The organism is Nonomuraea aridisoli, from assembly GCF_003236395.1.
Taxonomy (GTDB): Bacteria; Actinomycetota; Actinomycetes; order Streptosporangiales; family Streptosporangiaceae; genus Nonomuraea; species Nonomuraea aridisoli.
In genome coordinates, this window is the sequence record NZ_POUD01000153.1 from 1 (window position 1) to 21,579 (window position 21,579).

A 21,579-nucleotide genomic window follows, 5' to 3' on the forward strand; every position below is an offset into this window, starting at 1 on the left:
GTCCCCGAGCGGCCGCGGCGCGTCCTGATCTCGTCCGACACCTACCCGCCCGATGTGAACGGCGCCGCGTACTTCACCCACCGCTTGGCCACCGGCCTGGCCGCGCGCGGCAACGAGGTGCACGTCGTCTGCCAGTCCGACGTCGGCCCGCCCAGCGCCGACGTGGTGGACGGCGTCATCGTGCACCGCCTGCGCTCGGCGCCGCTGCTCGTCCACCCCACCATGCGCTTCACCGTGCCGACCCGCCTGGACCGGCTGGTGGCGAGCATCCGCCCCGACGTGCTGCACACCCAGGGCCACTTCGTCGTCGGCCGCGCCGCCATCGCCGCCGCCCGCCGCGCCGGTGTGCCGGTCGTGGCGACCAACCACTTCATGCCGGACAACCTCTTCCAGTTCGGCCACATCCCCGAACGGCTGCGCAGGCAGGCCGGCCGGCTGGCCTGGCGCGACTTCGGCCGGGTCTTCAACCGCGCCGACCGCGTCACCACCCCCACGCCGCTGGCCGCCCGGCTCCTGGCCGAGCAGGGGTTCACCCGTACGGTGGAGCCGATCTCCTGCGGCATCGACCTGGCCCGCTTCCACCCGCACACCGAGCCGAAGGCGTGGGCGCGCAGGCTCTTCGGGCTGCCCGACCGGCCGACCGTGCTGTTCGTCGGCCGCCTGGACGAGGAGAAGCGCATCGACGAGCTGGTCCGCGCCCTGCCGCTGGTGCTGAACGAGACCGACGCGCAGGTGGCGCTCGTCGGCAAGGGCAACCAGCGCACCGAGCTCGAACGGCTGGCCCGCCGCATCGGCGTCGCCGACCGGGTGTTCTTCCTCGGCTTCGTCCCGGACGAGACCATGCCGCAGGCGTTCGCCGCCGCCGACGTGTTCGCCATGCCGGGCGTCGCCGAGCTGCAGAGCATCGCGACCCTGGAGGCGATGGCCAGCGGCCTGCCCGTCGTCGCCGCCGACGCGATGGCGCTGCCCCACCTGGTCGACGACAACGGCCACCTGTTCCAGCCGGGCGACGTGATCTCGCTGGCCCGCCACCTGACCGCCATCCTCGCCGACGACGGCCTGCGCGCCCGGTTCGGCAAGGCCAGCAGGGAGCTCGCGCTCACGCACGACCACCAGGCGTCTCTCGCCCGCTTCGAGGAGATCTACGACGAGGTCGCGCGATGACGCCCCGGGGATGCGCCCGGCTCAGCGTGGCGGCCACGGTGACGGCGGCGGGCGCGCTGGCGTACGCGGAGACCGCGCTGCCCGCGCAGGTGCTGCTCAGCCACTACGCGCTGGTCCCGGGCGGGCTCGCGCCGGTGATCGCCGGGATGCTGGCGCTCGCGGGGGCGTGCGTGTGGCTGGCGTACGGGCTCGCCGTGACCGACCCGGTGCGTACGGCGGCCACGCGGGTGCTGCTGCTGGCCGGGGCGGCCGGCCTGGTCCTGAGCGCGATCTTCCCGACCGACCCGAGCGGGTCGCACCTCGACACGGTGTCCGGCGAGATCCACCGCTGGGCGGCGGCCGTGGTGTTCACCTCGCTGCCGGTCGCGGGCTGGATGCTGGCCCGGGGCCGGACGGGCACGCCCGGCTGGAACGCGGTGCGCGCGCTGAGCGTGGCCGCCGGAGTGACGCTGGCGGTGTACCTGGCGGCCCACCCGGCCTCCTTCACCTCGTCGTTCGTGAACGGGGGCGCGTACTACGGGCTGCTGGAGCGGGCCGTGGTGGTGGCCGACATGGCGCTGATCGTGGCGATGGCCGTGACGATGGCCGGGGCAACCGCCCGTCTGCGCCCGGCCGCCGCGACCGAGTCCGCGGTGCGGACGAGCGAGACCGAACAGCAGCGGCTGGCCGCCTGACACGCTTCGACGGGCGGCGAAAGGACTCCGCCCTAACGTGGGCCCATGCCTGTCACACGTCATGCCGAAGCGGTGGCCGTCCTGGCCGACACCCGATACGTTCCGCCGCCCGTACGCGCCGACGGCGCCGAGGGCACGCTGGCCTGGTTGCGCGCCCGGGTGTCGCGGTTCAGCACCGGCCCCGAGCACGCCGAACGGCGGCGCCTGCTCGTCGCTCTCCTGGACGGGGTGGACCCGGCCGGGCTGCGCGAGGCGGCCAGGGAGCTGACCCGGGAACGCGGCGGGAACTGGCGGGGTGTCCCCGTGGCCGTGCTGGGAGCCGCGCTGGGCGTCGAGGACACCGGCGCCGTGCCCGCCGCCGCGGACGGCTACCTGTCGGGCGAGGAGAGCCCGCAGGCCGACGCCGCCGTCGCCGAACTGCTCCGGCAGGCCGACATCTCGGTGATCACGCTGCTGCTGCAGGCCCACGCCGCCACAGAGACCCTCGTCGAGAACGCCCTCGCGCACACCCGCGCCGCCGCGGACGGCCCGATCGGGAACGTGCTCGCCGGCGCCGCCGCGAACGGCCTGGCCGCAGCGGCCCCCGCCTGGGCGGGCGACGTCGGGGCGCTGCTGCACGAGACGCTCCGGCACGACCCGCCGCTCAAGGCCACCCGCAGACTCGACGCCCGCACCGGCGACGAGGTGACGATCGACCTGGTGGCCGTCAACCGCGACCCCGAGGTGTTCCATGACCCCGAACGGTTCGACCCCGCGCGCGGCCGGAGCCCGTACCTGACCTTCGGCTCGGGTGTGCGCCCCTGCCCTGCACCGCACCACGCGCTCGCCCTGGCCGCCGGCGTTCTGGAGGGACTGCTGCCATGAGCTTCCGTGACCTGCACCGCCCCGGTGACCCGCTGCTGCTGCCCAACGCCTGGGACTACGGCTCGGCCGCGTACCTCGCCGCGCGGGGCTTCCCGGCGATCGGCACGACCAGCCTCGGCGTGGCCGCCGTGCACGGCAAGCCGGACGCGGCCGGCGCGACCAGGGCCGAGACGATCGAGCTGGCCGAATCCATCACGTCCCTGGGAGTGCTGGTGAGCGTGGACATCGAGGGCGGGTTCAGCGACGACCCCGCCCAGGTGGCCGACCTGGTCGCCTGCCTGGCCGCGCTGGGCGTCGCGGGCGTGAACCTGGAGGACGGCCGCCCCGACGGCACCCTGCGCCCGCTCGGCCTGCAGCAGCGCATCATCGAGGCCGCCCTGGGGCACGGCGTGTTCGTCAACGCCCGTACCGACACCTGCTGGCTGCGGACGGGTGACACGCGGGAGAGGGTGCGCGCGTACGGCCACGCCGACGGGATCTTCGTTCCGGGCCTGACCGACGTGGACGAGATCGCGGAGGTGGCGGCGAGCACGCCGCTGCCGCTCAACGTGCTCCACCAGCCGGGCGGCCCCACCCTCGCGAGGCTCGCGCAGGCGGGGGTGGCCCGGGTGAGCACCGGGTCGCTGCTCTACCGGGCCGCGCTCAGGGAGGCCGCGGCCACCGCGCTGGCACTCCGCGGCGAGCAACCACCTTCCATCCCGACATATACGGAGATCGCGGCGAGCTTGCCGCGATAATCGAGCCATGCGCTTCCAGATCCTCGGACCCACCGCCGCGCTGGGCGAGGACGGCGAGCCGATCACGCTCGGCGGCCCCCGGGTACGCGCCCTGCTGACGCTGCTCGCCCTGCACGCCGGCCGCGTCGTCGGCGCCGAACAGCTGATCGACGGCATGTACGGCACCGATCCCCCCGACGGCGTGGCCAACGCGCTGCAGTCGCAGGTGTCGCGGCTGCGCAGGGCGCTGGGCAGGGATCTGGTGGAGTTCCACCCGGCCGGTTACCGCCTGGTCGCCGACCCGCAGGACGTCGACGCCCGCCGGTTCGAGCAGCTCGCCCAGGCCGGCCGGCAGGCGCTGGCCGGCGGCGACCCGGAGCGGGCCGCCGCGCTGCTGCGCGAGGCGCTCGACCTGTGGCGCGGCACGCCGCTGGCCGACGCCCCGCACGCCGAGGCCGCCGTGGCGGCGCTGGAGGAGCTGCGCCTGGCCGCCACCGAGGACCGCGTGCGGGCGGACCTGGATCTCGGCCGGCACCGCGAGCTGGTCGCCGAGTTGCGCCAGCTCACCGCCGCCCACCCGCTGCGCGAGCGGCTGACCGCCCAGCTCATGCGCGCCCTGTACGGCAGCGGCCGCCAGGCGGAGGCGCTGACCGTCTACGACCAGGCCAGGAAGCTGCTGGACGAGGAGCTGGGCGTCGAGCCGGGCCCTGAGCTGGCCGCCGCCCACCTGGCCGTCCTCCGCGCCGACCCCGCGCTGGGGGCGCCCGCGCCGAGCGCGGCGGCAGGCCCTCTCAGGCAGGGGCTGCGCGCCCAGCTCACCAGCTTCGTGGGCCGCGCCGAGGAGCTCGACCAGGTACGCGCCCGGCTCCGCGACAACCGGCTCGTCACCCTGATCGGCCCCGGCGGCGCCGGCAAGACGCGCCTGGCCAACGAGGCGGCCGCACAGGAGGCCGGCGACGTGTGCTTCGTGCCGCTCGCCCCGGTCTCCGACCCCTCCGGCGTGCCGCGCGCGGTGCTGGCCGCGCTCGACATCCGCGACGCGCTGCTGCACGCCGAACGCCCGGCCGTCGACCCGGTGACCAGGCTGGTCACCGCGCTCGCCGACCGCAGGCTGCTGCTCGTCCTGGACAACTGCGAGCACCTCGTCGCGGCCACCGCCGACCTGACCGACCACCTGCTGGCCGCCTGCCCCGGCCTGCGCGTGCTGGCGACCGGGCGCGAGGCGCTCGGCATCACCGGCGAGTCGATCCTGCCCGTGGCGCCGCTGCGGCTGCCGCCGGTGGACACGGGCGACCCGCTCGACTACGCCGCCGTCCGGCTGTTCGCCGACCGGGCCGCCGCCGTCCGGCCGGGTTTCGCCGTGGACGCGGGCAACGCGGCGCAGGTCGTACGCATCTGCCGGGCGCTCGACGGGCTGCCGCTGGCCATCGAGCTGGCCGCGGCCCGGTTGCGCACGCTGTCGGTCGACGACGTGGCGGCGCGGCTGGACGACCGGTTCCGGCTGCTCACCCGTGGCAGCCGTACGGCGCTGCCGCGCCACCAGACGTTGCGCGCGGTCGTCGCCTGGAGCTGGGACCTGCTGGACGAGAGCGAGCAGCGGGCCGCCATGCGGCTGACCGTGTTCGCGGGCGGCGCCCGGCCCGAGGCGGCCGAGCAGGTGTGCGGGCTGCCCGAGGACGTGCTGTTCTCGCTGGCGGAGAAGTCGCTGGTCGAGTTCGTGGCCGGCCGTTTCCGGATGTTGCAGACGATCCGGGCCTTCTGCGCTGAACGGCTGGCCGAGTCGGGCGAGGAGTCCGCCGTCCGGCAGGCCCACGCGACCTACTACCTCGACCTGGCGATCGCGGCGGACGCTCGCCTGCGCGCCGCCGAGCAGCTGGAATGGCTGGCCAGGCTGGACGAGGAGAGCGACGACCTCATCGCGGCCACCCGGTGGGCCGCCGAGTCGGGACGCCTGGAGCTGGGGCTGCGGCTGACCGCCTACAGCGCCTGCTACTGGTGGATGCGCGGTCACCGCGTCACGAGCGCCGACCTGGCCTCCGACGTGCTCGACGCGCTCGGCTCCGCGCGCCCGCCCGCCCTGGACGAGGAGTACGCGATGTGCGTGCTCGTGTCCGGCTGGGTGGGACACGGCGGCGAGGGGCTGCGCGCCCGGCTGGACGAGCTGCGCGACGCTCTCGGCTGGACGTTCCTGCCGGCCAGGGTCGAGTTCCTCATGATGTTGTTGTCGATGCTCGTCGGCCCGCCCCCCGACTTCCAGCAGGCCCTCGTCGAGATCGCGAGGTCCATGCCGCGACTGACTCCGTGGATGCGGTCGCTGTCGAACTGCGGCGCGGCGTTCATCCTCCAAGGGCTCGGCCGCGTCGACGAGGCGGTGGAGCACTTCGAGGTGAGCCTGGCCGGGTTCAGGGAGATCGGCGAGCGGTGGGGGGCGGTGCTGGCGCTGTCCGGGCTAGGCTCGCTCTGGCAGGAGCAGGGCGACTACCGCGGCGCGCACGCGCTGGCCGACGAGGCGCTCACGCTGGCACGGGAACTGGGCGCCACGACCGAGATCGCCGAGGCCCTGTGCCGCAGGGCCGACGCGCTGCTCCACCTGGACGAGATGGAGGCCGCGCGGGCGGACTACGCGCACGCGGCCGAGCTGGCCCGGCGCAACGGCTCGATGGAGATCCTGGCCTGGGCCGATCTCGGCCAGGGCGAGGTGGCGCTGGCCCGCGGCGACCTCGACGAGGCCCGCGCCCTCATGACGCGGGCGCGGCACGAGTGCCCCGCCGGCTGGTACAGCACCGAGGAGACGCGTGAACGCATCGAGGCCGGGCTGACGGCGGTCAGCCGGGCGGTGAGTCGCGGCACCGCCGTCAGCCGGCCGGTCAGCGAACGGTAGGCCCGCCGTCAGCCGTTCCCCCGACAGTGAGCGGCATGACGAACAGATGGTCCTGCCTCGCCGTCGCCTGCGTGGCCACACTCCTGCTCTCGCTCGACCTCACGGTGCTGCACCTGGCCCTGCCGAGTCTGGTGGCCGACCTCGGCGCGAGCTCGACCCAGCTGCTGTGGATCGGCGACATGTACGGCCTCGCGCTGGCCGGCCTGCTCATCACCATGGGCAACGTCGGCGACCGCATCGGACGCAAGCGCCTGCTGCTGATCGGCGCGGCGGCGTTCGGCGCGGCGTCCGTGGTCACCGCGTACGCCCCCAGCGCCGAGCTGCTGATCGCCGCGCGGGCGCTGCTCGGCGTGGCCGCCGCCACGATCATGCCGTCGACGTTGTCGATCGTCCGCAACGTCTTCACCGACCCCGGCGAGCGGACGGCGGCCGTGGGCATCTGGAGCGGCATGAGCGCGGCGGGCTTCGCGGTCGGCCCGGTGGTCGGCGGCCTGGTGCTCGACCACTTCTGGTGGGGATCGGTCTTCCTGATCAACGTGCCGATCATGGCGCTCGTGATCGTCGGCGGCCTCCTGGTGCTGCCGGAGTCGCGCAACCCGAACGCGGGCCGGATCGACCTGCTCAGCGTGGCGCTGTCGTTCACCGGCATCGTGGCCGTCATCTACGCGATCAAGGAGATGGCGCACAAGGGCCTGGAGCACGCCGACGTGGTGGCCGCGGGCGTGGCCGGGATCGCGCTGCTCGCGACGTTCGTGTGGCGGCAGACGCGGCTGGCCGAGCCGCTGATCGACGTACGGCTCTTCCGGCGGCGGGCGTTCACCGCGTCCATCCTGACGAACCTGCTGGCGATCTTCGCGATGTCGGCCATGATGCTGATGTTCGCCTGGTACCTGCAGCTGGTGCTCGGCTGGTCGCCGCTGCAGGCGGGGCTCGCCCAGCTGCCCGGCGGCCTGGCGGGCGCGGTGGGCGGCGTGCTGGCCGCCAAGCTGATCCACCCGCTCGGCAGGAACGGCGTGGTCGCCCTGGGTCTGGCCATGAACGCCGGCGCGTTCCTGTGGTACACGACGCTCGGCACCGAGATCACCTACGTCACGCTGCTGCCCGCCATGGTGGTCGGCGGCATCGGCATCGCGTTCGCCTTCACCGTCAACAACGACAACGTGCTGGCCACCGCGCCCACCGAGCGGGCCGGGGCGGCGGCAGCGGTGTCGGAGACGGCGTTCGAGCTGGGCGCGGCGCTCGGCATCGCGATCCTCGGCACGGTGCTGACCAGCGCGTACCGGGCCAACCTTGAGCTGCCCGCCGGGGTGCCGGCCGAGGCGGCGCGGGAGTCCCTCGCCGGGGCGGTGAGCACGGCCTCGGCCCTCCCCGCCGACCAGGCCGCCGAGCTCATCGGCGCGGCGCGGCTGGCCTTCATGGAAGGGCTGCACCTGGCCTCGTTCGTCACGGCCGGCGTCCTGGCGGTGGTGGCGCTGCTCGCCCTGGCCGGCCTGCGCGGCGTCCCCAAGGTCATCCCCGAGGAGGTCCTCACCCGGGCCCACTCCTGACGCCACTCGAGGCGCCGCACCCAGCGGGGGGTGCGGCGCCTCGGCGCTTCCAGGCCGGGCACCGGGGCACCCGTCAGAAGGTCGGTCTGGTGGGGCAGGGGCGGGTGGTGGTCGGGGTGAGGGAGTCGAAGCGGGAGCCGATCAGGCGGGCGATGCCCTCGATGGTCTGGATCCCCGTCCCCTCGCCCGGCTGGTGGTCCGTCTGGACCGACAGGAGCAGGTCACGCCCCGGGCCCACGACACGGCCATAGCTCGTCACCGCCCAGGTGCCGCCCTCGAACGGGCGCGGCGTCCAGCCGTTCTTGAGCGCCACCCGGTCGCCGGGGCGGGCGGCGGCGCTGACGCCCCACGCCTGCTCCGCCATCACCCGCCCCATCAGCCCCAGCACCAGCGCCCGGTCTCCCTGCGACAGCCCCTTGCCACCGTTGATCAGCACCTTGAGCAGCCGGATGCGGTCGGCGGGGCTGGTTCTGGTGCCGCCCCAGTATTCGCTCGGGCCGGGCGTGGTCTCCTTCAGGCCGATCCGGCGGTAGAAGTCGCTCATGGCCCCGCCGGCCCCGACCCGCGACCAGAGCGTGTCCGCCGCGCTGTTGTCGCTCTCCGTGATCATGCGGGAGGCCAGGTCGCGCTCTCCCTCGTCGAGCCGGCCGGCGCTGCCGTGCAGCAGGGCGGCCAGGATGTCCACCTTGGCGCCGCTGGCGGTGATGAAGTCGCGCTCGTGCTCGCCCTGGCCCAGCGAGATCCCGCTGACGAGGTCGAGGGCGCCGTAGACGACCCGGCCCGGGCGGTCGCGGACGTAGCGGGAGATGTCGCGTTCGAGCCGGGCGCGCGCGGCATGCCCCGCCCGTACGTCCGGAAATTTCAGGAAACAGCGTGCTGCCTTCACCGGCGCCCGCACCACGGCGGGCTTCGGCGGGGCGGGCTCCGCCCCGCACCCTGCCACGAGCGCCAGGCCCAACCAGGCCGTCCACATCGTCCGCACGTGCCCACCTCCCATCGGTGGTCGTACGGAACATTCCCGGCCATCACCCCCAGCGCCTCACACCCAGGGCTTTCCTGGGCATACCTTCAGCGTCCCCTTGCCGTCACAAGTGCTCGGCCAGAAAGTCGGCGGTCGCGTCCACGGCCTCCGTGACGTACGGCTCCCGGTCGTAGAGGTCGATGTGCCGCTGGGCGTCCACCCAGACGATCTTCTTCGGCTGGTCGAGCCGTTTGAACGCCTCCTCGGCCCCCTCGGGCGAGCAGAACCGGTCGATCACGCCGTGGACGATCAACGCCGGCTTCGGCGAGAGGAAGTCGGCGCCCATCATGTTGTCCATGGTCAGCAGCTCCCGCACGCTGAGCCGGGTCACCTCGTTCGCCCAGTGCGGCGAGGCGCCCCGATCCGTCCCGTAGTACGCGTACGGCTCGTCCCCCGGCATCGCGGCCTCGCCCTGCTCCGCCACGACCGGCATGTACTCGACCGGCCCGCCGAGATCCTGCCGCTCCACCACCTCCGTGTACGACGCCAGCGCCGCCTGGAAGTCCATGCCCGACCGCATCGCGTACGGGTTGTTGTAGGCCCCCGCGATCCCCACGAAAGCCTTCACCCGGGGGTCGAAGGCGGCGAACTTCAGCGCGTACCCGGCCCCGAGACAGATGCCGACCGCCCCGATCCGCTCGGCGTCGACCTCGGGCCGCCCGCGCAGGAACGACACCGCGGCCCGCAGGTCGTGCAGCTTGCCCTGCGGATCCTCGTGCCGGCGCGGCTGCCCCTCCGACTCGCCCCAGGAGCGGTGGTCGAAGGAGAGGGTGACGTGGCCGCGCGCGGCCAGCCGGGCCGCGTACCGGCCGGTGACCTGGTCGCGGACCCCGGTGAACGGCCCCGTGAAGACCAGCCCCGGCCACGGCCCCACGCCCTCGGGCACCCGCAGGTCCCCGGCGAGGGTGAGGCCGTCGGCGGTGAACTCGATTCTCATACCACCCAGTCTGGGCCGGTCCGGGCTACGTGTCGAAGCCCAGCCCCATCCGGTCGAGCGCCCGCAACCACAGGTTGCGCCTGCCCTGGTGCTGGTCGGCCTGGGCGATCGACCACCGGGTGAACTGGATCACCCCGGAGCGCACCGGCTCGGGCGGGAACGGGATCGGCTTCTCCTTCACCATGCGCAGCTCGGTGCGCTCGGTGCGCTCGCCGGACAGCAGGTCGAGCATGACGTTCGCGCCGAAGCGGGTGGCGCCGACGCCCATGCCGGTGTAGCCGAGGGCGTAGACGAGCCGGCCGCCGTGCGCCCGGCCGTAGAAGGCGCTGAAGCGGCTGCAGGTGTCGATCACGCCGCCCCACCGGTGGGTGAAGCGCACGCCGTCGAGCTGCGGGAAGGTGGCGTAGAAGTGCTCGGCCAGCTTGACGAACGTCTCGTCGCGCTGGTCGTACTCCGGTTTGACCAGGCCGCCGTTGTAGTAGACGGCGTCGTAGCCGCCCCACAGGATGCGGTTGTCGTCGGTCAGCCGGTAGTAGTGGAACTGGTTGCCCGAGTCGCCCACGCCCTGCCGGTTGCGCCAGCCCACGGAGGCGAGCTGCCCGGCGGTCAGCGGCTCGGTCATGAGCGCGTAGTCGTACACGGGGACGACGTAGTGCTTGAGCCGGCGCAGCAGCGGCGGGAAGACGCCGGTGCCCAGCGCCACCCTGCGGGCGGCCACCGAGCCGTGCGGCGTCCGCAGCGTGAGCAGCGTGCCGTCGTCGTGCAGCGAGCGGACCGGGCTGCGCTCGTGGACGCGTACGCCGGCGTTCAGGCACGCCTCCCGCAGCCCCCACGCCAGCCGGGCCGGGTCGAGCATGGCGCAGCCGCTGCGCTCCCAGAGCCCGGCGAGGTAGGTCGGCGAGTCGACCTCGGCCCGCACCTGCTCGCGGTCCAGCGGCAGGTAGTCGAGCCCCAGCTCGGAGATCACGTCGAGGTGCTCGCCCAGCGCGTCCACCTGCCAGGGCTCGGTGGCGACGTGCAGCTCACCGGTGCGCTCGAACGAGCAGTCGATCCCGTGGCGCTCCAGCGTGCGCTCGATCTCGTCGAGGTTCGCCACGCCCATGCGCTCCAGCCGGTCGATCTCGTCCGGCCACCGTTCCAGGCCGTTGGCCAGGCCGTGGGTGAGGGTCGCCATGCAGAAACCGCCGTTGCGGCCGGTGGCCGCCCAGCCGATCCTGCGGCCTTCGAGCAGGACGACGTCCAGCGAGGGGTCGCGTTCCTTGGCCATCAGGGCCGTCCACAACCCCGAGAACCCGCCGCCGACGACGACCAGGTCGGCGGCGGTCGGTCCGGTGAGCCGCTCCCGCGGCTCGGGTCTGGCCGGGCTGTCCAGCCAGTACGGCTTGCGCTCCGCGTCAGCAAGCGCCTTCAGCGGATCCACACATTTCACTTCCCTACGAGAGTTCGGCGATGGGAGCACTCACGCGCGGCGGCGGGCCGCGACCGCGTTGGCGACCGCGATCAGCACGCCGATGCCGAAGATCAACGTACCCATGACGTTGACCTGCGGCGGGATGCCGGTCTTGACCGCTCCGACGATCCACAGCGGGAACGTCACGGTCGAGCCGTTGACGAAGCTCGTGACCACGTAGTCGTCGATCGACAGCGCGAACGACAACATGGCGCCCGCCAGCACGCCCGGCATGATGGACGGCAGCGTCACCTGGCGGAACGTGCCCCACGCCGTCGCGCCGAGGTCTCTGGCCGCCTCCTCCAGCGACGGGTCCAGGCCGACGACCCGCGCCCGCACCGTGACGACCACGAACGACAACGAGAACAGCACGTGGGCGATGATGATCGTGTTCGCGTCGCGCGGCACGTTGCCCGAGACGAACAACGACAGCAGCGAGGCCCCCATGACCAGCTCGGGCGTGGAGATCGCGGCGAAGACCAGGAAGTTCGTCGCGCCGCTGCCGCGGAAGCGGTGGCGGCCGAGCGCGAGGCCCAGCATGGTGCCGATGACGACCGTGATCACGGTGCTGACCAGGGCGATCACCAGGGAGTTGCGCAGCGCCACGGTCAGGTCGGAGACGTCGAAGAGTTCGGCGTACCAGCGCAGGGTGAAGCCCTGCCAGGTGGTGTTGGACTTGCTCTGCTTGTCGTTGAAGCCGAACAGGATCATCACGGCGATCGGCGACGACAGCCAGATGATGATGAGCCAGGTGTAGGCGTGCAGCAGCCGGTCGCCGAGCCGTCCGCGGGTCCTCATCGGGCCGCCGCCTCGAGCACGTTCTCCGTCCCGAGCGCCTTGGCGTAGACGAAGATGCCGACCAGCAGGATCGCCATCAGCGTGAACGACAGCGCAGAGGCCGTCGGGTAGTCGAGGTTCGTCAGGTACTCGGTCTGGATGATGTTGCCGATCATCGTGTTCGACGTGCCGCCGAGGATCTGCGCGTTGACCGGGTCGGCCGTGGCCGGCACGAACGTCATCAGCACCCCGGCGAACACCCCGGGCAGCGACAGCGGCAGCACCACCCGCCGGAAGGCCGCCGCCCGGGTCGCGTACAGGTCCTGGGCCGCCTCCACCACCCGCGGGTCCACCCGCTCCAGCGCCACGTAGATCGGCAGGATCATGAACGGCAGGAAGTTGTACGTCAGCCCGCCCACCACGGCGAACGTCGTGGCGAGCACGTGGAAGCCCTCGGGCAGCAGCCCCCAGTCCTTCAGCGTGCCGAACAGGATGCCGTTGTCGGCCAGCAGGAAGTTCCACGAGATCGTCCGCAGCACGAACGACACGAAGAACGGCAGGAGCAGCAGGAACAGGTACATCGACTTGCGCCGGCCGCCCCTGAAGGCGATCCAGTACGCGACCGGGTAGCCGATCAGCAGCATGGCCACGGTGGCGAGCCCGCCGTACAGCAGGGAGCGCAGCAGCTGGGTGCTGTACGTGCTCAGCGCATCGCCGTAGTTGGAGAAGCTGAACGTCATGGCGAAGCCGTCGATGGCGTTCCCGGTCTGCAGCGACACCGACGCCATCGCGGCCATGGGCACGACCAGGAAGATCGCCAGCCACATCCAGCCCGGCAGCGCGAGCAGGTAGGGGGTCAGCCGCCTCATCGTCACGCCTGGGTGATCGACTGGAAGATCGGGTTGAACACCTGCTCCTGCTGGGTGGTGAGCGGGGTGTAGCTGCGGAGCTTGGCGTAGTCGGCCTCGCTGGGGAACATCAGCGGGCTGTTCACCATGTCCTCGAGGGTCTGCTTCTCCTCGCCCTGGGCCTTGGCCGCCTTCTCCCGCAGCAGGTCCTGCACGGTGGGGACCGGGGTGACGTACTGGATGAACTCGTCCAGCTCGGCGGCGATGGCCGGCTGGTAGAGGTAGTCCATCAGCATGAGCGCGTCGAGCGGGTTGGCGGCGCCCTTGGGGATGAGCATGTTGTCGGTCCAGATCGTGCCGCCCTCGGCCGGGACCACGAACTTGACGGGCTCGCCGGCGAGCTGCCGCTGGAACACGTCGCCGGACCACGCCATGCTCAGCCAGATGTCGCCCTTCGACACGGCGTCGATATACGACTGATCATAATATTTCCGCACAATTCCGGCGTCGCGTTGCGCCTTCAGCTTCTCGCCGGCCTTCTGCCAGTCCGCCTCGCCCGACTTCTCCGGGTCGATACCGAGCGCGATCATGCCGAAATTGGCGATCTCCTGAGCGTCGGCCATCATGCCGACCCGCCCTTTGTACTTCGGATCGAACAACGCCTCGATACTGGTGATGTCGTCTTTGACGTAATCGGTGTTGTACGCGATCCCGGTCACCCCGGAGGTGTAGGGCACCGTGTACTTGTTGCCGGGGTCGTAGGCCCGGTTCTTGTACTTCTCCCCGGCGTTGGCCTGGAAGTTCGGCAGCTTGGAGTGGTCGAGCGCCACCGCGTAGCCGAGGGCGATCATGTGCTGGAGCTGGATGCCGTTCGTCATGACGACGATGTCGTAGCCCAGCGGCTGCCCGGCGCGCAGCACGGGGTCGGCCTTGCCGAAGAACTCCGCGTTCTCCTGGATGACCTCCTTGTACTCGTACGCGATGCCGGTGTCGGCCTTGAACTTCTCCAGCGGGCCCTTGTCCTCGGGCATGTACTCGGGCCAGTTGGCGAAGACGACCTTGCCGTTCTTCTTCTGCCTGGCCCAGAAGTCGGCCACGGCGTCGGCCTTCGGCGGCGCCGCCTTCTGCCCCTGCACGCCGCAGGCGGCCAGGGCGAGCCCGGCGGCGGAGGCGCCGGCGAGCCTGAAGACGTCACGACGGGTGCGGGGCTGCGTCATTCCACGCATGAAGGGGTTCATGAGCTTCCAATCACGTACGAGTGCTGCGTCTGCCAGGACAGCCACACGGAGTCGCCCCGCTCCGCCGTCGCCGTGGCGTCGTGCGCGTTCTGCTGGAACACCGTGATGACCGTCCCGTCGGCCCCGTCGGCCCCGTCGGCGAGGTTCACGGCGTAGCTGTTGTAGGTGCCCAGGTAGACGACCTCGGCCACGGTGCCGCGTACGCCGCTCCGCTCCGGAGCGGGCTCCTCCGTGCCGATGGTGATCTTCTCCGGCCGTACGGTGACCGTCACCTCACCGTCGTGCCCCGGCACCAGCACCCGGCCGCCCCCGACCTTCAGGACACCGCCGGCCGCGGTGCCCGTGAGCAGGTTGGAGGTGCCGATGAAACCGGCCACGAACGCCGAGGCGGGGCGCTCGTAGATCTCGCGCGGCCCGGCCAGCTGCTCGACCAGCCCGTCGTTCATGACGGCGATCCGGTCGCTCATGGTCAGCGCCTCGCTCTGGTCGTGCGTGACGTACACGAACGTGATGCCGACCTCGCGCTGGATGCGCTTGAGCTCGATCTGCATGGCCTGGCGCAGCTTCAGGTCGAGCGCGCCGAGCGGCTCGTCCAGCAGCAGCGCCCGCGGCCGGTTGACCAGGGCCCTGGCCAGCGCCACGCGCTGCTGCTGGCCGCCGGACATCTCCCGCGGCCGGCGCTTCTCCCTGCCGGTGAGATCGACGATCTCCAGCATCTCGCCGACCCGCCGCCTGATCTCGTCGGCCGGGGTCTTCTTCTGCTTGAGGCCGAAGGCCACGTTGTCCCAGACGCTCATGTGCGGGAAGAGCGCGTAGGACTGGAAGACCATGTTGATGTCGCGCTTGTTCGGCGGGACGTTCGTGACGTCCTGGCCGTGCAGCCTGACCAGCCCCTTCGTGGGCTGCTCGAAGCCGGCGACCATGCGCATCGTCGTGGTCTTGCCGCAGCCGGACGGGCCGAGGAGGGAGAAGAACTCCCCCTCGGCGATGTCCAGCGTCACACCCTTGACCGCCTGGACGACCTCGCCATGCGAGAGATACTCCTTGACGACGTCCTCAAGCTCAATCGCACTCAGCCCGGTCATTCCAGGATTCGTCCTTGCTATTCGCCGATGTAGTGCATGACGTGCTTGACCCTGGTGTAGTCATGCAGACCGAACACCGACAGGTCCTTGCCGTACCCGGAGTGCTTGAAGCCGCCGTGCGGCATCTCCGAGACGAACGGGATGTGCGTGTTGACCCAGACGACGCCGAAGTCGAGCCGGTTGGACACCCGCATGGCGCGGCCGTGGTCGGAGGTCCACACCGAGCCGGCCAGGCCGTAGCGCACGTCGTTGGCCTTGGCGATCGCGTCGGCCTCGTCGGTGAACGTCTGGACGGTGATCACGGGGCCGAAGACCTCGTTCTGCACCATCTCGTCGTCCTGGCGCAGCCCGTCGACGACGGTCGGGGCGAAGAAGTAGCCCTTGTCGCCGACGCGCTGACCGCCGGTGAGGACCTTGGCGTGCGCGGGCGCCCGCTCGATGAAGCCCTGGACGCGGGCCAGCTGGTTCTCGTTGTTGAGCGGGCCGTACAGGGCGTCCTCGTTGTCCAGGCCGCCGGTGACGGTGCCGGCGGCGGCCTCGGTGAGCGCGGCCACGAACTCGTCGTGCGCGCTCTCCTGGACCAGCACCCGGCAGGCGGCGGTGCAGTCCTGGCCGGCGTTGTAGAGACCGGCGACGGCGATGTCGGCGGCGGCCTTGCGCAGGTCCTTCACGTCGTCGAACACCACGACCGGCGCCTTGCCGCCGAGCTCCAGGTGCACCCGCTTGAGGTCGTCGGCGGCGCTCCTCGCCACCGACATGCCCGCGCCGACCGAGCCGGTGATGGCCACCATCGCGGCCGTCGGGTGGCTCACGACCAGGGCGCCGGTCTCGCGGTCGCCGGTGACGACGTTGAAGACGCCCGCGGGCAGCACCTCGCCGAGGATCTCGGCGAGCTTGAGCGTGGAGACCGGGGTGGTGTCGGAGGGCTTGAGCACGATGGTGTTGCCCGCCGCGAGCGCGGGGGCGATCTTCCAGACCGCCATCATCATCGGGTAGTTCCACGGCGTGACCTGGCCCACGACGCCGATCGGCTCGTGCCGGATGACGCTCGTGTGGTCGGCCATGAACTCGCCGGCCGTCGGGCCCTCCAGCGTGCGCGCGGCGCCGGCGAAGAACCGGAAGTGGTCGGCGGCGATCGGGGTCTCGTCCTCGGCCATGCGGGCGCGGGGCTTGCCGGTGTTGAGGCACTCGGCCTCGTTGATCTCGTCGGCCCTCGCGTCGATCGCGTCGGCGACCTTGAGCAGCAGGTTGGCCCGCTCACCGGGAGTGGTCCGGCCCCACGACTCGAACGCGGCGGCCGCGGCGGCGAAGGCGGCGTCGACGTCCTCGGAGCCCGAGACGGGAGCCTGGATGTACGGCTCGCCCGTGCACGGATCGACGATGTCGGAGAATTTCCCGCTCTTCGCGTCAACGAACTCGCCGTTGATGTAGTTCTGCAGACGGGTGGTCATTCGCCCTCCTTTGTCGGTCGTATGACCATGGTGCGATGTCCAGGGATGACCTCGGCGAGCTCGATCACTCGCGAGGCGGGCCGAGATGCCGCGACTCTTACAGAGCGGATGCATCTCGACAAGGGATTTCGTGGTGAAGATATCAAATTGCTACGAATTCGCTTGACAGTACGCCAAGAACTGACAACATGTCGCACCAGGACGGCAACCTAACGGGAACGCCCCCGTAACGCCGGACGGTCAGGGAAGGATTCCTCGGGATGACGACGCCGCCCCGTGTACGACGCAACGGTCCAGTTTCCGGCCCGGTGGTCCTCGACGACCTGTCCAAGCAGATCATCGAACAGCTCCAGATCGACGGGCGCATGCCGTACGCCGCGATCGGGAAGGCCGTCGGACTGTCGGAGGCCGCGGTGCGCCAGCGGGTGCAGCGGCTGCAGGACGCCGGCGTCATGCAGATCGTCGCCGTCACCGACCCCCTCACGCTCGGCTTCCCCCGCCAGGCCATGATCGGCGTCAACTGCGAGGGCGACCTGGAGGCGGTGGCCGACGAGCTGGCGGCCATCGAGGAGATCGACTATGTGGTGCTCACGGCGGGCTCCTTCGACGTGATCGTGGAAGTGGTCTGCGAGGGCGACACCCACCTGCTGGAGATCCTCAGCAAGATCCGCGCCATCCCGTCCGTACGGGCCACGGAGTCGTTCGTGTACCTGAAGCTGCGCAAGCAGACGTACTCCTGGGGCACCCGCTAACCCACTCTCGCGACGGCCCGCACGGGCGCGCCGTCGGCCCCCGGCAGGCGCAGCGGCAGCAGCGACACCTCGATCGGCAGGCCGCGCCCCTGGGCGTCGAGGAGGCGGTCGAGACCGGTGAGGTTCTCGGCGATGACGGCGTGGGCGCCGCACAACACCCGGTGAGCCGGGAAGTCGTCGGCGGGCGTGGGGTCCACGCTGAGCGCGTCGATCCCGACCGTCCGCACCCCCGCCTCCACCAGCATCAGCGCCGCCTCCTCCGTCAGGTACGGGTGCGCCGGGTAATGTTCGCTCCCCCAGTGGGCCGACCAGCCGGTGGCGACCAGCACGATCGCGCCCGCCCGTACGACCGCCTCGAAGGGCTCCGGCCCGATCGGCGAGCGCGGCGGCAGTCCCCGCGCGTCCACCACCACGGCCGGGCCCCAGAAGCGCTCCAGCGGCAGCTCGTCCAGCGCGGGCAGCGCGTCGTCCACGTGGTACGGCGCGTCCACGTGGGTGCCCGACTGGGAGCCCAGGTGCAGGCGGAGCACGTTGACGCCGTCGTCCGCCACCGTCAGCGCGGGCCCGACCGAGACCTGCGGGTCGCCCGGATAGACCGGCATCCCGGTCTCGATCGGGACCGACAGGTCGACGATCTCCATCAGGTCGCCGGCTCGGCCGCGGCGGTCGCCGTGGTCGCGTCCACGATCGGCAGCACCGGGGTGTCGGCCGCGCGCACCAGGCGCGGCCCCGCGGGGCCGTAGACCTCGCGCGGCTCGGGGAAGATCGCGAGCAGCGCCAGGTAGAGCACGGCGGCGGCGCCCAGGCCGACCGGGAGCGAGATGTCGATGCCGCTCGCCAGCTCACCCAGCGGGCCGACGAACTGCCCCGGCAGGTTGACGAACATCAGCGCCAGCCCGGCCGAGACCAGCCAGGCGGAAAGTCCCCGCCAGTTCCAGCCGTGGGCGAACCAGTAGCGGCCGCCGCGCTGGCGGCGGTTGAACACCTGCAACGCCTCGGGGTCGTACCAGCCGCGGCGCGTCACGTAGCCGAGCATCATGATCACCATCCAGGGCGCCGTACACGTGATGATCAGTGTGGCAAAGGTGGAGATGCTCTGGGTGAGGTTGGCGGCGAAGCGGCCGACGAAGATGAAGACGATCGACAGCGTGCCGATGAACAACGTGGCCCGCACCCGCGAGAACCGGGTGAAGACGCTGGAGAAGTCGAGGCCGGTGCCGTAGAGGGAGGTCGTGCCGGTGGACATGCCGCCGATCAGCGCGATCAGGCAGACGGGCACGAAATACCAGCCGGGCGAGATCGCCAGCAGGCCGCCGACGTAGTTGGGCGCGGCCGGGTCGACGTACTCGGCGGCCTTGGCCGCGATGATCGACGCGGTGGACAGGCCGAAGAAGAACGGCAGGAACGTGGCGATCTGCGACAGGAACGCGGCGGCCATCACCCGCCGGCGCGGCGTGTCCGCCGGGATGTAACGGGACCAGTCGCCCAGGAACGCGCCGAACGACACCGGGTTCGACAACACGATCAGGGCCGCGCCGATGAACGACGGCCAGAACAGCGGGTCGCCGGCCGCGAGCGTGCCCGGATACGACGGGTCGAAGTCGCCGGCGAAGGCGAACACCCCGAGGACGAACAGCAGCGACGCCGCCGCGACCGCGATCTTGTTGACGAACAGCATGAACCGGAAGCCGTACACGCAGACGACGAGCACGAGGACCGCGAAGATCCCGTACGCGACGGCGTACGACAGGTCGGTGTCCGGCAGGCCGACGAACCGGTGGGCGCCGCCCACCAGCGCGTCGCCCGACGACCACACCGAGATCGAGAAGAACGCGATCGCCGTCAGCAGCGACAGGAACGAGCCGACGATCCGCCCGTGCACGCCCAGGTGCGCCGAGGAGGAGACGGCGTTGTTGGTGCCGTTCAGCGGTCCGAACAACGACAGCGGGGCCAGGATCAGCGACCCCACCACCAGGCCGAGCACGGTCGCGGCCAGGCCGTGCCAGAACGACAACCCGAACAGGATGGGGAACGCCCCGAGGACGCAGGTGGCGAACGTGTTGGCACCGCCGAACGCCACCCGGAACAGGTCGAAGGGACGCGCGGTGCGCTCGGCGTCGGGGATGCGTTCGACGCCGTACGTCTCGATCTCGGTGATGGCCCCGCTCATGTCGGTTGTTCCTCCTGGATGGCGAGCAGGCTGACGAGGTCGTACGCCACGTGGGACGCGGCGATGGAGGTGATCTCGGCGTGGTCGTAGGCCGGGGCGACCTCGACCACGTCCGCACCGATCAGGTGGCAGCCGGCCAGGCCCCGCAGGATCTCCAGCAGTTCCCTGCTGGTGAGCCCGCCCGCCTCCGGGGTGCCGGTGCCGGGGGCGTGCGCCGGGTCGAGCACGTCGATGTCGACCGAGATGTACACCGGACGGTTCGCGACCCGCTGGCGCAGCTGGTCGATGACCTCGTCCAGCCCGCGCCGCAGCACGTCGGCCGCGGTCACGATGCCGAACCCGATCCGCCGGTCGTCCTCCAGGTCCTTCTTGCCGTACAGGGAGCCGCGGGTGCCGACGTGGCTGAGCGCCTCGGTGTCGAGCAGGCCCTCCTCGGCGGCCCTCCTGAACGGGGTGCCGTGCGTGTACTCGGCGCCGAAGTAGGTGTCCCAGGTGTCGAGGTGGGCGTCGAAGTGCACGAGCGCCACCGGCCCGTGCTTCTTGGCCGCCGACCGCAACAACGGCAGGGCGATCGTGTGGTCGCCCCCGATGGTGACCAGGCGCGCGTCGATCGCGTCGGCCCCGGCCTCGACGGTCTCGATGGCCTCCTCGATGTGGAACGGGTTGACCGCGATGTCGCCGGCGTCGGCCACCTGCACCCGCTCGAACGGCGACAGGTCGAGAGCCGGGTGGTAGGGCCGCAGCAGCCGGGACGCCTCCCGCACCGCGGCGGGGCCGAACCGGGCGCCCGGCCGGTAGGACACTCCGGTGTCGAACGGCACGCCCACGACCGCCACGTGGGCGCGTCCGACCTGGTCGAGGCGGGGCAGCCGGGCGAACGTGGCCGGTCCGGCGAAACGGGGAACCTTGGAGGAATCGACAGGGCCTTGGTGCATGCGCACAGTGTTCGTCATGCCTCTGACCTGCGGCAATTGTAGTCGTCACGAAGTATTACGGTGTGTGTTGTGGCTGACCACAAGTTGACCGTCGAAGACCTCCTGCGCTCCCCCGCGCTGCAGCTACGCCTGCTGGCGGGCGAGGCCGGGCTGTCGCGCTCGGTCTCGTGGGCGCACGTCAGCGAGCTGGACGACCCGACGCCGTGGCTGCTCGGCGCCGAGGTCATCATGACGACCGGCATCGGCGTCCCGCGCACGGCGGCCGAACAGCGCGCCTACCTGGAGCGGCTCGACGACGCCGGGGTGTCGGCGCTGGCCCTGTCGGCGCAGCTGCACGTGCCGCCGCTGCACCCGGCGTTCTTCGCGGCGGCCGAGGAGCGGGGCATGCCGGTGCTGGAGGTGCCGCTGGCGGTGCCGTTCATCGCGATCTCGCAGGAGGTCGCCGCCGCGCTCCAGGAGGACGCCAGCCACCGGCTCGGCGCGCAGCTGCAGGTGTTCGGGGCGCTGCACTGGCTGGCCTCCGAAGACCTCGACACCCCCACGCTGTTCAAACGCCTGGAACGCCTGTCCGGCTACGACGTCTACCTGTCCACCCGGGGCGGGCGCCCGCTCCTGCCGGGTGTCCCGGTGCCGCCGCGCGACGTCCTGCCCGACCAGCCCGACGCCCCGCCGACGATCCCCGGCGGGTTCGTCCTGCCCGTGTCGGCGCCCGGCGGGCCGGCCGGTCACCTGGTGGCGTTCGAGCGTGAGGGCGCCCGGCCTGCCGGTCTGGCCGTCGTCCAGCACATCGCCACGGTGGCGGCGCTGCAGGTGGCCATGGCCCGGCACGCGCGCGAGACGCTGCGCCGCGAGGGCGCGGAGACGCTGGCCGAACTGCTCCAGGACATCCTCGACCCACCGGCCGCCCGCCGCCGCCTGGCCCGCCTCGGCTTGCCGATGGACTCCGACGCCGTACTGCTCGTCGTCCGCGGCGTCCACGACGACGTCCTGCGCCGCGCCCTGGACGACGTCCCCCACCTCATGCTCCGCCGCGGCAACGACCACTACGTCCTGGGCCCCACCCCTAGCA

Annotated in this window: 19 protein-coding genes; 8 read left to right on the forward strand and 11 right to left on the reverse strand. The window is 71.8% G+C overall.

Features of this window, described 5'->3' with window-relative positions; genetic code table 11:
- The 6 genes from C1J01_RS29700 to C1J01_RS29725 form a co-directional block, all read left to right on the forward strand.
- Positions 1–1,164, forward strand: a 1,164-nt coding sequence (locus C1J01_RS29700; protein WP_235854758.1) for a glycosyltransferase, incomplete at its 5' end; no start/stop codon positions are given.
- Positions 1,161–1,838: a DUF998 domain-containing protein gene (locus C1J01_RS29705; protein WP_111182278.1), complete on the forward strand. Its 678-nt coding sequence runs from the start codon at positions 1,161–1,163 to the stop codon at positions 1,836–1,838. The genes C1J01_RS29700 and C1J01_RS29705, both read left to right, overlap by 4 nt.
- A gap of 45 nt (positions 1,839–1,883) precedes the next feature.
- Positions 1,884–2,702 carry a cytochrome P450 gene (locus tag C1J01_RS29710; RefSeq protein ID WP_146615771.1) on the forward strand — a complete coding sequence of 273 codons (819 nt, stop codon included), beginning with the start codon at positions 1,884–1,886 and terminating at the stop codon, positions 2,700–2,702.
- Positions 2,699–3,439, forward strand: coding sequence for an isocitrate lyase/PEP mutase family protein (locus C1J01_RS29715; protein WP_111182280.1), 741 nt, complete (start codon positions 2,699–2,701; stop codon positions 3,437–3,439). The genes C1J01_RS29710 and C1J01_RS29715 overlap by 4 nt, the downstream gene beginning before the upstream one ends.
- 7 nt (positions 3,440–3,446) lie before the next feature.
- On the forward strand, positions 3,447–6,299 hold the full coding sequence (locus C1J01_RS29720; protein ID WP_111182281.1) for an AfsR/SARP family transcriptional regulator: 2,853 nt from the start codon (positions 3,447–3,449) through the stop codon (positions 6,297–6,299).
- A 35-nt stretch (positions 6,300–6,334) separates the two neighbouring features.
- Positions 6,335–7,846 carry a DHA2 family efflux MFS transporter permease subunit gene (locus C1J01_RS29725; protein WP_111182282.1) on the forward strand — a complete coding sequence of 504 codons (1,512 nt, stop codon included), beginning with the start codon at positions 6,335–6,337 and terminating at the stop codon, positions 7,844–7,846.
- A gap of 73 nt (positions 7,847–7,919) precedes the next feature.
- Here C1J01_RS29725 and C1J01_RS29730 read toward each other — a convergent pair whose 3' ends face one another.
- The 8 genes from C1J01_RS29730 to C1J01_RS29765 form a co-directional block, all read right to left on the reverse strand.
- The gene (locus C1J01_RS29730) at positions 7,920–8,819 is read right to left on the reverse strand and encodes a serine hydrolase (protein ID WP_235854759.1); all 900 of its coding nucleotides are present in this window, start codon (positions 8,817–8,819) and stop codon (positions 7,920–7,922) included.
- Positions 8,820–8,931: 112 nt separating this feature from the next.
- On the reverse strand, positions 8,932–9,804 hold the full coding sequence (locus tag C1J01_RS29735; RefSeq protein WP_111182284.1) for an alpha/beta hydrolase: 873 nt from the start codon (positions 9,802–9,804) through the stop codon (positions 8,932–8,934).
- 25 nt (positions 9,805–9,829) lie between these two features.
- Complete coding sequence (locus C1J01_RS29740; protein ID WP_111182285.1) at positions 9,830–11,224, reverse strand: NAD(P)/FAD-dependent oxidoreductase; 1,395 nt, start codon at positions 11,222–11,224, stop codon at positions 9,830–9,832.
- 39 nt (positions 11,225–11,263) lie between these two features.
- On the reverse strand, positions 11,264–12,052 hold the full coding sequence (locus C1J01_RS29745) for an ABC transporter permease (RefSeq protein WP_111182286.1): 789 nt from the start codon (positions 12,050–12,052) through the stop codon (positions 11,264–11,266).
- On the reverse strand, positions 12,049–12,900 hold the full coding sequence (locus tag C1J01_RS29750; protein ID WP_111182287.1) for an ABC transporter permease: 852 nt from the start codon (positions 12,898–12,900) through the stop codon (positions 12,049–12,051). Before C1J01_RS29750 ends, C1J01_RS29745 begins: the two co-directional genes overlap by 4 nt.
- A gap of 2 nt (positions 12,901–12,902) precedes the next feature.
- Entirely contained in the window at positions 12,903–14,096 is a 1,194-nt protein-coding gene (locus C1J01_RS29755; RefSeq protein ID WP_111182288.1) for a polyamine ABC transporter substrate-binding protein, read from the reverse strand.
- A 17-nt stretch (positions 14,097–14,113) separates the two neighbouring features.
- Positions 14,114–15,202: an ABC transporter ATP-binding protein gene (locus C1J01_RS29760; RefSeq protein ID WP_111182289.1), complete on the reverse strand. Its 1,089-nt coding sequence runs from the start codon at positions 15,200–15,202 to the stop codon at positions 14,114–14,116.
- 17 nt (positions 15,203–15,219) lie between these two features.
- The gene (locus C1J01_RS29765) at positions 15,220–16,653 is read right to left on the reverse strand and encodes a gamma-aminobutyraldehyde dehydrogenase (protein ID WP_111182290.1); all 1,434 of its coding nucleotides are present in this window, start codon (positions 16,651–16,653) and stop codon (positions 15,220–15,222) included.
- A gap of 260 nt (positions 16,654–16,913) precedes the next feature.
- Between C1J01_RS29765 and C1J01_RS29770 the strand changes: the two genes are divergently transcribed.
- Positions 16,914–17,405: an Lrp/AsnC family transcriptional regulator gene (locus C1J01_RS29770; RefSeq protein WP_111182291.1), complete on the forward strand. Its 492-nt coding sequence runs from the start codon at positions 16,914–16,916 to the stop codon at positions 17,403–17,405.
- Here C1J01_RS29770 and C1J01_RS29775 read toward each other — a convergent pair.
- From C1J01_RS29775 to speB, 3 genes are read right to left on the reverse strand one after another with little or no spacing between them, the layout of a single operon-like run.
- Positions 17,402–18,046: a cyclase family protein gene (locus tag C1J01_RS29775; RefSeq protein ID WP_111182292.1), complete on the reverse strand. Its 645-nt coding sequence runs from the start codon at positions 18,044–18,046 to the stop codon at positions 17,402–17,404. The genes C1J01_RS29770 and C1J01_RS29775 overlap by 4 nt on opposite strands.
- A complete protein-coding gene (locus tag C1J01_RS29780) occupies positions 18,046–19,575 on the reverse strand; it encodes a purine-cytosine permease family protein (RefSeq protein ID WP_111182293.1) in 1,530 nt (509 codons plus the stop codon). The genes C1J01_RS29775 and C1J01_RS29780 overlap by 1 nt, the downstream gene beginning before the upstream one ends.
- The gene (gene speB, locus C1J01_RS29785) at positions 19,572–20,528 is read right to left on the reverse strand and encodes an agmatinase (RefSeq protein ID WP_220040163.1); all 957 of its coding nucleotides are present in this window, start codon (positions 20,526–20,528) and stop codon (positions 19,572–19,574) included. Before speB ends, C1J01_RS29780 begins: the two co-directional genes overlap by 4 nt.
- A gap of 51 nt (positions 20,529–20,579) precedes the next feature.
- On the opposite strand from speB, the gene C1J01_RS29790 reads away from it, so the two are divergent.
- Positions 20,580–21,579 (forward strand): PucR family transcriptional regulator ligand-binding domain-containing protein (locus C1J01_RS29790; RefSeq protein WP_111182294.1); only part of this gene is annotated, 1,000 nt, incomplete at its 3' end.